Source organism: Winogradskyella sp. PG-2 (assembly GCF_000828715.1).
Classification (GTDB): Bacteria; Bacteroidota; Bacteroidia; order Flavobacteriales; family Flavobacteriaceae; genus Winogradskyella.
Window position 1 is genome coordinate 2,781,495 of sequence record NZ_AP014583.1, and the last position, 11,784, is coordinate 2,793,278.

10 protein-coding genes are annotated in these 11,784 nt (G+C 33.5%); 1 reads left to right on the forward strand and 9 read right to left on the reverse strand.

What is annotated here, in order from left to right:
* Position 1 precedes the first annotated feature (1 nt).
* Positions 2–1,465, forward strand: coding sequence for a hypothetical protein (locus WPG_RS12430; protein ID WP_045473178.1), 1,464 nt, complete (start codon positions 2–4; stop codon positions 1,463–1,465).
* A gap of 1 nt (position 1,466) precedes the next feature.
* Here the strand turns inward: WPG_RS12430 and WPG_RS12435 are convergent, their stop codons facing one another.
* The 9 genes from WPG_RS12435 to WPG_RS12475 all read right to left on the reverse strand — a co-directional run bounded on the left by WPG_RS12435 (position 1,467) and on the right by WPG_RS12475 (position 11,781).
* Positions 1,467–2,039: a YdeI/OmpD-associated family protein gene (locus WPG_RS12435; protein WP_045473181.1), complete on the reverse strand. Its 573-nt coding sequence runs from the start codon at positions 2,037–2,039 to the stop codon at positions 1,467–1,469.
* Positions 2,040–2,041: 2 nt separating this feature from the next.
* Positions 2,042–3,694: a M1 family metallopeptidase gene (locus WPG_RS12440; RefSeq protein ID WP_045473183.1), complete on the reverse strand. Its 1,653-nt coding sequence runs from the start codon at positions 3,692–3,694 to the stop codon at positions 2,042–2,044.
* The gene (locus WPG_RS12445; RefSeq protein ID WP_144374474.1) at positions 3,663–4,031 is read right to left on the reverse strand and encodes a hypothetical protein; all 369 of its coding nucleotides are present in this window, start codon (positions 4,029–4,031) and stop codon (positions 3,663–3,665) included. The genes WPG_RS12440 and WPG_RS12445 overlap by 32 nt, the downstream gene beginning before the upstream one ends.
* 49 nt (positions 4,032–4,080) lie before the next feature.
* Positions 4,081–5,427 carry a M28 family peptidase gene (locus WPG_RS12450; RefSeq protein ID WP_045473188.1) on the reverse strand — a complete coding sequence of 449 codons (1,347 nt, stop codon included), beginning with the start codon at positions 5,425–5,427 and terminating at the stop codon, positions 4,081–4,083.
* Positions 5,428–5,441: 14 nt separating this feature from the next.
* Positions 5,442–6,593 carry a DUF6265 family protein gene (locus tag WPG_RS17915; RefSeq protein WP_084221582.1) on the reverse strand — a complete coding sequence of 384 codons (1,152 nt, stop codon included), beginning with the start codon at positions 6,591–6,593 and terminating at the stop codon, positions 5,442–5,444.
* Between the two features lie 96 nt (positions 6,594–6,689).
* Entirely contained in the window at positions 6,690–6,881 is a 192-nt protein-coding gene (locus WPG_RS12460) for a hypothetical protein (protein ID WP_045473190.1), read from the reverse strand.
* A gap of 85 nt (positions 6,882–6,966) precedes the next feature.
* Positions 6,967–8,226, reverse strand: a complete 1,260-nt coding sequence (locus WPG_RS17555; RefSeq protein ID WP_052471266.1) for a nuclear transport factor 2 family protein — start codon at positions 8,224–8,226, stop codon at positions 6,967–6,969.
* A gap of 525 nt (positions 8,227–8,751) precedes the next feature.
* Positions 8,752–10,560, reverse strand: a complete 1,809-nt coding sequence (locus WPG_RS12470) for an acyl-CoA dehydrogenase family protein (protein WP_045473192.1) — start codon at positions 10,558–10,560, stop codon at positions 8,752–8,754.
* 27 nt (positions 10,561–10,587) lie between these two features.
* Complete coding sequence (locus tag WPG_RS12475; RefSeq protein ID WP_045473194.1) at positions 10,588–11,781, reverse strand: acetyl-CoA C-acyltransferase; 1,194 nt, start codon at positions 11,779–11,781, stop codon at positions 10,588–10,590.
* Positions 11,782–11,784 lie beyond the last annotated feature (3 nt).

Below are 11,784 nucleotides of genomic sequence, written 5' to 3' on the forward strand. Positions count from 1 at the left end.
GATGAATATTCAAAAGATTAAAACATTAGGTGAACTAAAACAATCTGGCTATCAATCAAAATCTATAAAAGATGAATTGAGAGATAACCTTATTGAAAACATAAAAAATAAAGTAACAACGTTTGAAGGTATTCATGGTTATGAAAATACTGTAATTCCTGAACTTGAGAGAGCTATTTTATCTAGACATAATATTAATTTATTAGGACTTAGAGGGCAAGCGAAAACACGTTTAGCACGTATGATGGTGAATTTATTGGATGAATATATTCCTTTAGTTAAAGGTTCTGAGATTAATGATGACCCTTTGCAACCTATATCAAGATTTGCTAAAGAATTAGTAGCTGATAAAGGTGATGAAACACCTATAGCTTGGTTGCATCGTGATGATCGTTTTGCTGAAAAATTAGCAACACCAGATGTAACTGTGGCTGATATTATTGGTGATGTAGATCCTATTAAAGCAGCAAATTTAAAATTGAGTTATGCAGATGATCGCGTGATTCATTATGGAATGATTCCTCGTGCAAACCGCTGCATATTTGTAATCAATGAATTACCAGATTTACAAGCTCGAATTCAAGTAGCATTGTTCAATATTTTGCAAGAAGGCGATATTCAAATTAGAGGTTTTAAACTACGTTTAGCATTAGACATGCAATTTGTGTTTACAGCAAATCCAGAGGATTACACAAATAGGGGAAGTATTGTAACACCTTTAAAAGATAGAATAGGTTCTCAAATCTTAACGCATTATCCAGAAACAGTAGAAACGGCTAGAATAATAACCTCTCAAGAAGCAAAATTAGATGATAGACAAGCAAATTCTGTCTATGTACCAGAATTAGCTAAAGATGTATTAGAGCAAATCAGTTTTGAAGCCAGAGAAAGTGAATTTGTTGATGTAAAGAGCGGAGTTAGTGCTCGTATGAGTATTACGGCTTTTGAAAACTTATTAAGCACTGCAGAACGTCGTGCCTTAATATCTGGTGATGAAACTACTTCAGTACGATTATCTGATTTTATTGGAGTGATTCCTGCAATAACAGGAAAAGTTGAATTGGTATATGAAGGTGAACAAGAAGGAGCTGATTATGTAGCTAATTATCTTTTGGAATCTGCAGTTAAAACTTTATTTCCTAAGTATTTTCCAAAGATTGAAAAATTAGAAAAGCAAGATGAAGAAACACCTTATGATGATTTAATTTCTTGGTTCTTTAATGGAGATGGTTTTGAGCTTTTAGATGATTTTGATGATTCAAAATATAAAGCTAAGTTAGATGAGATATTACCTCTAGATACGTTGATTGCAGATTATCAACCAGATATTGATAATCGTGACGTATATTTTGAAAAAGAATTTATTCTTTGGGGGCTAACGCAGTTTAAAAAATTGAGTAAATATCGTTATTCTGAAGGCTTGAAGTTTCAAGACCCTTATGGAAGTTATATAAGTGGGTTGTAAATTACCAAGTATCACGACTTTTAATATTAGCATCGCAGAGTTTAATAATCTCTGCGATTCTTTTTTGTCTAGTGGCTTCGCGTTTTGCACTGTGCAACCATGATAAATAACTTTTTCTATAACCTTTTGAAAATTTTTGATAGTTCTCAAAAGCACGTTCATTTTTGTCAAATGCATCTTTTAACTCTTTTGGAATTAAACCATTTTCTACATCATCCATTTCGGTCCACTTGCCAGTTTCTTTAGCAAGATTAATGAGTTTCCATCCAGATTCTTGAATTAGTCCTGCTTTATCAAGTTCTATGATATACTTTTTGTTGAGCGCACTCCAGGTACTTTTAGGATTTCTTGGTGAAAAGTATTGTATGCATTTTCTCCCACCTAAACTTTTTACCGTAGAATCTATCCAACCAAAACAAAGGGCGACTTTAACAGCTTCTTCCCAACGCATGGTAGGCATTTTAGTTTCTAATTTATAGAATACAATATATACAGCTTTGTGTATGTCATGATTGGTTAATAACCAATCGTCGAAGTCGATATCGCGTTCAAAATAGAGTTCTGGGTATTCCAAAATTAAAGTTGTTTTGAGTAGATGTAATAATCTCTATCGACTTTAAAGTCTGTACTTTCAATAGTTTTTGTCTTCCATTTAGAATTAGGAAAAATCCACTCTGTTTTTCCGCCAATTTCTACTTCAATAGGCATATCAAAGTCTTTTACAATATTTACATAACGGAATTTAAGTTCACTATTTTCTATTTTATATTCTAAAGTGGGAATTCGTATATCCCTCAAATACTGATTAAAAAAGGCACTTAAGTCTTTCTTAGCTATTTTACTAATATAATCTTCAATCTGCTTAGTAGTCACCGTTTGATGATAAAATTCAAAATTTAAACCTCGAAGAATTTGTCTCCATAATTGATCATCTTCAACAAGTTGACGAAGCGTATGAAGTAAGTTAGATCCCTTATAATACATATCGCTAGAACCTTCTTTGTTTACATCGTAGTAACCAATAAGAGGTCTATCATTTTTAATATTAACACGTGTGCCGATCACATAATCTGCAGAAGCCTCTTTACCATAATAATAGTCTAAAAACAGATTCTCTGAATAGGCTGTAAATCCTTCATGAACCCACATGTCTGCTACATCTTTGTTAGTGATATTATTAGCAAACCACTCATGACCACCTTCATGTACAATAATGAAATCCCATTTTAAACCCCAACCTGTACGCGATAAATCTCTACCCAAATACCCTTTTTTATATTGATTTCCATAAGTGACAGAACTTTGGTGTTCCATTCCTAAATAGGGTACTTCCACTAACTTAAAGCTATCTTCATAGAAAGGGTATGGGCCAAACCAATGCTCAAAAGCTTTTATCATTTTTGGTGCATCTTTAAAGTGTTCTTTGGCTTTTTCAAGATTGTCTTTAAGTACCCAATAGTCTATATCTAGATTGCCTTTTTCCCCTTCATATACCTCAGAAAAATTCACATAGTCACCAATATTTACATTGATTCCATAGTTATTGATTGGGTTATTGACAAACCAGTGTGATTTTAACTTGTCTCCTAAATCCTCTAGTTTTCTTAGTCGACCATTGGAAACATTAGTTAACCCTTTGGGAATAGTTACACTAATCAACATACTATCTACTTCATCGTACATGTGGTCTTTATTTGGCCACCATACACTTGCTCCTAAACCTTGACAAGATGTTGCGATAAAATGTTGTCCATTTTGGTCCTTTTTCCAAGAAAAGCCACCGTCCCAAGGTGCACGCTTAGCTTCCTTTGGGTATCCTTTGTAATGGATTTCGATTGCATTTATATCGCCAACATGTTGTTCACCAAGCATTATATAAAATACATTTCCTTCGCGTTTTATTGCGCGTATTTTTCCGTCTTGGATTACTTTTGTGATTTCCATTGGCTCTTGCAAATCTATTTGCATTACCTCATTTGGTTCTAATACTTTATATTGGATTGTGTTTTTACCATAAATAAATTTTTCATCAGGTTTTACTTCTATATCGAGATGATAATAAGTTAAATCCCACCAAGAACGTTCTGGTGTAATACTTCCCCTAAGTGTATCTTGTCTGTTGAAATTTGTCTTATCTTGAAGTAATTGCGCTTCTACATTGATAGTGATTAAAAACACTAAGAAACCTAATAGATAGTTAAGATATAGTTTGTTGTAATTGTTTTGCATTCGCTTTTTTTAAGTATTTAATTAGCATTAAGAACCCTAAAAGTAAATTTAGTCCTAAATAAATTCCACCGAATAGAAGCATAACTTTGAAATTAGTAGTGACGCTTTCAAATTCTGATAGTTCTGAGATTAAGGCAAGTACCATATATAGATTAAGTATAATAAATATGATTGTGATAATTATACCTGAAGTTATTTTCTGTTTAAAGATTTGAAAACTAATAATCAGTAACAAGACTACTGCAATTGGATTTAACCATGAGGATGCTATCCAATAATATATGATTGAACCAAGAATGAATAATTCTGGAGTTAATGGTTTTAGTTTCTGAATCATATTCATATTATGATTTGTAGATTCTTGTCTTTGCAGGAATGATAATATATTATCTAATTATTTTGTTTGGAAACACTACCATACTTTCATGACCATCTTCACCAACACTAGCAACTCCAAAAAGGAAATTATCAATAACAATACCATTTAACGTAAACTCTGTAACATTTCCGACATAACGACTGTTATCCCAAGTTGGAGAGGTTGTATCTCTCCAATAGACTTTGTAACCTTTTGCTCCTTCAACATTGTTCCATTGTAATTTGGCTGAAGCTTCTACAATACCACCAATACCTACTTCTTTTGGCGAAGGTGGAGCTGAAGCAAGGTTTGCCATTGCTATTGAATTAACAGCTGTCAGTTTTTTACAATATGGAAAATTAACATGCTCAAAGGTGTCTCCATAATTGATTCCATTTTCAGTTCTAATATCCTGATGTTGTTGTGTATAATTTTCATGTGCTTCCATAATTCGGATACCTGCAAAACCAACATCATTAAATGGTCTATGATGTCCACCACGTCCAAAACGATCTAAACGATAGACCATCATTGGATTCATTTCTGGCATATAGGTTTTTGTGGTTGTATATACATATCGTGCTAGTTGACGCGATATGCCATCAACTTCACCACCATAAAAACGACGTGCTCTTGCTTGACGTTTTAATTTTTCAGCATCTTTTTCACCTGTAGTTGTAGGTTCAGAAAATATTCTGAACGTTCGATTATCTATGACACCATCAACTCCAGAAATATTACCTATCATATCATTATTTAAAACACCAATAATGTCCCAATTATTGTCTTGTGCATATTTTGCCATCCCTTGTCCACCAAATAGTCCTTGTTCTTCACCAGATAATCCTAAATAGACAATACTGCTTTCAAACTTATATTTAGATAAAACTCTTGCAGCTTCTATAGCACCTGCCATACCTGTAGCATTGTCATTAGCACCTGGTGAATCTGATGTAAAGTCAGTAGGGTCTGAAACTCTTGAATCTATATCTCCACTCATTATAATATAACGATTAGGATATTTTGTACCACGTTGTATGGCAACGACATTAACCACCATCATATCTTTTATAATACGTTGGTTACGTCCTTTCTCTACTAAATCTTTTTGAAAGAACACTTCTAAGCAATCATTACAATCTTTAGAGATCTTTTCAAACTGTCCTTTTATCCAACGCCTTGCTGCACCAATTCCTCTGGTTTCTGAAACAGTATCACTTAAAGTGTGTCGTGTACCAAAATCAGCCAAAGTTTTTACATCGTTTCGCAAGCGCTCTTCTGAAATACCATCTATGATGTCATAGATTTTTATATCAGTTTGTGCAGAAATTGAAATTGAAAATAGTATTGAAAATAGAAGAATCGTATTTTTCATTTTAGATAGTTTTATTATTTAACAAGTAATAATGTTCCGAATATACCAGCATCAATCCAACCTCTATTTTTATCATCTCCTTGTACTTCTACTGAGCCTATAAAGTTTTCTCTGGTTTTGCTATTATCATTATCGCAATAGGCTAGGGCAAAACCCACATTTCTATTGGCATATAGTTTTAAAGGTGTGTTGTTACCATCATCAGTATAAGTATCATCATAAAGCGAAATTTTAACTTCCCAAATAGATATATTCTCTTTTGTTAAAACCTTAGATGCCACATGAGAGTTATAGAGTTTTCCTTCTCTTTTTGTAGACATATCCACAACATTGCCATCTAATGCAATATGATAGGCAAAAGCATTATGAGTAAACTGATGATGTCCTCCACTATTATCTTCATCAATAAAAACCTCAAGACAATCATCGTCCCACCATGTTGTCAATGGGTCTTCGTAAATATCTATAAGTTTATCATCTTGTATTTCTGCTAATAAGTATAAGGCATCTTCTGTCCATGCTAATTTGTATTTACCTTTAAAATCGTCTTCGGTTGGCTGATTTCCTAACCATGTCTGATCTAATGGTTGCCATTGTGCATTTTGCCAAATTGCCTCATTAGCTAAACCATCTAGAGTAGGAGCAACTTCGGTGTGCTTAACTTTTATAAGTTGCTTAATGGTTTTCTTTTGCTCTATAGTTTTTCTATAAGTGAATTTTGCAGTTTCAACATCGCCTTTGTCATTCTCTATGTCTACATAAACATTCATTTCACTTTCAGAGATTTTCTCGAAATACATTCCTTCAAAAACGACCTTATTTTCTGTAATTTCTTTTAGTGGAAAGTCTACAGTTTCATCTTTATTCTCCCAACCTTTAAGATCTGATCTAAAGTGCTTTAATTGAAGGACTAATGTGTTTTCTAATTCTCTTATGATTTCTATTTCGTAGAATGATACTCTATTATTAATTGTGAATTTAAAAGTTGCCATCATAGAACCGTTAGAAGGTTCGCTCCAAATTTCTTCAGCTTGTCCACCAAAGGCTTCTCCATGCCATGTACCAGCTATCCAAGCTATGTTTTCTAGTTTGGGTTCTAGTGTTTTCTCTTGAGAAAATAAAGCAAGTGTAAATACGCAAAAAGTAAACGTTAGGAATTTAATCATCTTAAAAAATTGAGTTGAAAAGATACGGAATATTTGATATAATGAGCTAAACTACGTTAAGGTTATATCTTATTTTTCTGAAGATTTTAATCCTAGTTATCCTATCTGGCCATCGTCATTGATATCTTTACCAGAACGCTCTTCTAAAACTTTTAAAGTTTTAAGAAGTAGTGCTTTAGTTTTAGTAAGTTCTTCTTCTAATTGTTTTACACGTCCTTCTAAGGATTCGGCTTTGCCTTTTTGTTCCTCGATTTCGCTTTGTTGGATAAGATCCCAAAATAGTCCCATTGACGGTTGGTTTTAAAAAGTAGGGACAGTAATTGTAGTTATGGGTAATTTAACTATGACTATGGATATGTTTTAAAATGTTACATTATCTAATATAGGTTACTTTAGAAATAAGTCCGTCTTCAATTTCATAAATAGCTACTGTGTTAAATACTTTACCGTTAGCAGTTATTTGTTTTTCATCAATGACTTTATTACCAAGAACTATCCTTTTACTTACTGTAGCTTTTATATCTGGTGTGTTTTTAAACCAAGAAATATAGTCTTTACGCATTTGGTCTTGTCCTTTTGATAAGGGTTTGCTAGGGAAATCATATACTTCTACATCCTTTGAGTGTGCAGCCATAAATGCATTAATATTTTTTGCATTATAGGCTTCTAATTGGCTTTGTACTATAGCAACCATTTTAGCATTTTCTTCGGTTAATTGCTCGCTTGTTTGTTCTGTTACTATTTCTGTATTGCCTTCTTTAGGGTTATTTGAGGCAACATCACCAACAATTAGTAGTTTAGAACTAGCAGCATTTACAATAAGTCGTGTTATTTTAGTGATTCCGTTAGACGATAAGTCAGTAACTTTCTTCCAATCATTATCACGTTTTAAAGTTAATTTGTAGAGTACACTATTTTTTCCTGATAGTAAAGTTCGACCATTTAACCAGCATATATCCTCAATTCCTGGCATAGTATAGGCTAATAGTCTGGTTTTACCAGTTGTTGTATTTAACGTCCTTATTTCCCACTGTTTTTCATTCTTTTTAGAAATATAGCTCACTAAGTTAGACTTGGGTATTTTATGAAATGAACGCCCTACTTTAGTATCAAATTTTCTATTAGTACCTTCACTTATATTTGTTACGTATAGATTTAAATCTTCACCTTCAATTACTGCTGATACAACAGTGTTTTCATCTGACCATGTATAATAGGCTACAACTAAATCTTTAATAAGTTGAGTTGATTCACCGTTACTCAAATTATAAGAATATAAACCTTGTTTGCCATCTTTATCTAAGCGTACGGCTGAAACTGCATTTTTGTTTGGGATCTTAATCGGAGAATATTCGCCATCCTCTGTGAAATTAAGCCAAACCTTTGAGCTGTAATTACTAAAATACTGCATGATATCTGTTTGACCGTTGCGCGTGGAAGCATATAAAATGCGTTCGTCATTTAAAAAAGAAGGTTGGTTATCGTACCCTTCGTTACTCGATATATTTTTGTGGTTAGCTACACTAATATCATAGTTTAGTCTGCTTATATCAAACAAATGTACATCAGGATTTGTTTGAGCAAATGTATAAGCAGATAAAGCTAAAATAGCTGTAATAAAAAGTCGTTTCATGTTAATAGCAGTTATTATGCTAAATATAATAATTCTATTATTATTTCTTGATCTTTTTATAGAAGTTAAGTAAAGAAATTTTCGTTTTTGAAAAGCTAAATACTACATTTAAATACACTTTAACGATAAAAAGTTTATTTTTGTCGATTTTTTTATTTATTATTGCACTATCAAACAGTTGAAAATTAGTATAATACTATTCCATCCGGTTTGTAATTACCCTAAATAATGAAAATTAAATTGTGGTAATAGAAGAGATGAATAATGATTTATTCATTGCTCGAGTTCATTTGTAGATATGATTATGAACTAATGAAGTTCTTATACTGAATATGAAAACCTATATCTAAGTAGATTATAGGATGGCCAATAAAAGAATAATCGTGAAGTAATTTTTATTTTTTGATTTATTTAGTTAGTTAGTGAGAAAAGGCTTCAAAACTTTCTGTTTTGAAGCCTTTTTGCATGAACAAATTGAAAATCCAATTGAAATTAATGAATTCGATTTTCTAACTTTAACTTATTTTAAAAGCAGTATTTATTTTCAGCTTTAACTTTTTCAGCTATCTCATTACGTAGGTCAACGATATCTGGATAGTTCTGATATTTAGTAAAACGCTTTAAGCCCATAAGCATCATACGTTGTTCATCACCTTCAGCAAAAGAAATTATACTCTCTTTACCTTTATCTTCAATAATATTTATAGCATTATATAAGTATAATTTAGACATTGCGATCTGAACAGATTGCGCTTCTTCACCAAATCGCTTAGCGTTCTTTTCTGTTCTTAGGATAGCAGATTCAGCCATATATATTTCTATTAATATATCCGCAGCAGCAACTAATAACTGTTGATGGGCTTCTAAATCTTGTCCATATTTTTGAACTGCACCACCAGCAACCATTAAGAAAGTCTTTTTGAGCTTCTTAATCATTTCTTTTTCTTCAGAAAACAATTCTGAATAATCTGGTGTTTCAAAAGAAGGAACTCCCATTAATTCTTCTTGCACTGCTTGGGCAGGACCCAATAAGTCTACATGACCTTTCATAGCTTTCTTAACCAACATACCAACAGATAACATTCTGTTAATTTCATTAGTTCCTTCATAGATACGTGCAATACGTGCATCTCTCCAAGCTGCTTCCATTGGTGTTTCTTCAGAGAATCCCATACCTCCAAAGATTTGAATACCTTCATCAGCACAGTTTTGTACATCTTCAGAAACAGCTACTTTAAGTATAGAACACTCAATAGCATACTCTTCAACACCTTTTAGTTCAGCTTCTTGGTGTGTATTTCCTGCAGCTACTCTTAAAGAAATTCGATCTTCAATATTTTTGGCAGCTCTGTAAGTTGCAGATTCACCAGCATAGGCATCAGCTGCCATTTTAGCTAATTTCATTTTTATAGCACCAAAGTCTGCAATAGGTGTTTTAAATTGCTTACGCTCATTAGCATAATTTATAGCCGTAGTTAAAATACGTCTTTGCGAATCTAAGCACGCAGCGGCTAATTTTATACGACCGACATTCAGCGCATTCATAGCGATTTTAAAACCTTCACCACGACCTGCAAGCATATTCTCTACTGATACAACAGTATCGTTAAAAAATACTTGACGTGTAGAACTTGCTCTAATTCCTAATTTATGTTCTTCTTCTCCTAATGTTATGCCATTTGGATTTTCTGGATCAAATTCAACAATAAAGCCAGTAATGTTCTTATCATCTTCAATACGAGCGAATACAATCATCAAGCTACAAAAACCTGCATTTGAGATCCACATTTTTTGCCCGTTGATTTTATAAGACTTGCCGTCAGCTGCTAATTCAGCAGTTGTTTTACCAGAATTTGCATCAGATCCTGCACCTGGTTCAGTCAAACAATACGCACCAAACCATTCGCCTGTAGCTAGCTTAGGAACATATTTTTGTTTTTGCTCTTCTGTTCCATATAACGTAATTGGCATTGTGCCAATACCTGTATGAGCACCGAAAGCAGTACTAAAAGAACCTGTTCCAGATGAAATGTAATCACATGTTAAACATGTAGATACAAAGCCCATTCCTAATCCTCCATAAGCTTCAGGAACAGCTACACCAAGAAAACCAAGTTCACCAGCTTTGCGCATAACGTCTTCCGTTAAGGCGTAATCTTTTGCCTCAAACCTGTCTTTATGAGCAACAATTTCACGGTCATTGAATTCCATAACCGCTTCTTTCATCATATTTTGTTCTTCCGAAAAATCTTCTGGTGTGAATACATCTTCACAGTTTGTTTCTTTTACTAGGAATTGACCTCCGCGTAGGATATCTTTTTCAGTTGCTTCCATTTTATATAATTATATTTAGTTCTTTATTTAGTTTAAAAATTCAAATAATCCACAAGCACCTTGACCAGTACCAACGCACATGGTTACTGCTCCGTATTTACCTTGCATATTTTGCTTACGCATCTCATCAAATAATTGTACCGAAAGCTTAGCACCTGTACATCCTAATGGATGGCCTAATGCAATAGCACCTCCGTTTACATTAATGATATCTGGATTTAAGTTTAATTCTCTGATTACAGCTAATGATTGAGAAGCAAATGCTTCATTTAATTCAATTAGAGATAAATCATCTTGTTTTAAACCTGCTTGTTTTAGAGCTTTAGGAATTGCTTTTACTGGACCAATACCCATAATACGTGGCTCAACACCTGCAGCAGCATAATTAACCATTCGTGCAACAGGTTCTAGATTTAATTCTTTAACCATATCCTCACTCATTACCATTACAAAAGCGGCACCATCACTCATTTGAGATGAGTTACCAGCTGTAACACTTCCACCAGCAGCAAATACAGCTCTAAGTTTTGCTAAAGCAGCTTTATTAGTACCTGCACGAGGACCTTCATCCTTAGTTACAGTATAAGATTTTGTTGCTTTTTTTCCATTTGCATCGATATAGGTTTGTTCTACATTAATAGGAACAATTTGGTCTTGAAAACGATCTTCAGCCAATGCTCTCAATGCCTTCATGTGAGAATTATATGCAAACTCATCTTGATCCTCTCGAGATACGTTGAATTGGTTAGCAACAGCTTCTGCTGTATTACCCATTCCCCAATAATAATCCTCATGACCAGCTTTTACAATAGCATCGTAGTTTAATTCTGGTTTAAAACCAGTCATAGGTACACTACTCATACTTTCTGCTCCTCCAGCAATTATACAATCGGCCATTCCTGCTTGGATTTTTGCCGTAGCCATTCCGATAGTTTCTACTCCAGAAGAGCAAAAACGATTTACTGTTACACCAGGAACATCAATTACTTCTAATCCCATTAAAGAGATTAAACGTGCCATATTAAGCCCTTGTGAACCTTCTGGCATGGCGTTACCAACGATAACATCGTCAATTCGTTTTGGATCTAAATTTGGCAATTCTTTCATCATATGTTTGATGGTTTCTGCTGCCAATTCATCTGTTCTTTTAAAACGGAATACACCCTTTGGCGCTTTGCCAACTGCCGTTCTATATGCTTTTACTATATATGCTGTTTTCATTTT

Excerpts from the sequence above, each read along its gene's own strand:
- WPG_RS12440 (WP_045473183.1), bottom strand. The coding sequence starts at position 3,694 with ATGCAAAACAATTACAACAAACTATATCTTAACTATCTATTAGGTTTC.
- WPG_RS17915 (WP_084221582.1), bottom strand. The coding sequence starts at position 6,593 with ATGATTAAATTCCTAACGTTTACTTTTTGCGTATTTACACTTGCTTTA.
- WPG_RS12460 (WP_045473190.1), bottom strand. The coding sequence starts at position 6,881 with ATGGGACTATTTTGGGATCTTATCCAACAAAGCGAAATCGAGGAACAA.
- WPG_RS12430 (WP_045473178.1), top strand. The coding sequence starts at position 2 with ATGAATATTCAAAAGATTAAAACATTAGGTGAACTAAAACAATCTGGC.
- WPG_RS12475 (WP_045473194.1), bottom strand. The coding sequence starts at position 11,781 with ATGAAAACAGCATATATAGTAAAAGCATATAGAACGGCAGTTGGCAAA.
- WPG_RS12445 (WP_144374474.1), bottom strand. The coding sequence starts at position 4,031 with ATGATTCAGAAACTAAAACCATTAACTCCAGAATTATTCATTCTTGGT.
- WPG_RS12470 (WP_045473192.1), bottom strand. The coding sequence starts at position 10,560 with ATGGAAGCAACTGAAAAAGATATCCTACGCGGAGGTCAATTCCTAGTA.
- WPG_RS12450 (WP_045473188.1), bottom strand. The coding sequence starts at position 5,427 with ATGAAAAATACGATTCTTCTATTTTCAATACTATTTTCAATTTCAATT.
- WPG_RS17555 (WP_052471266.1), bottom strand. The coding sequence starts at position 8,226 with ATGAAACGACTTTTTATTACAGCTATTTTAGCTTTATCTGCTTATACA.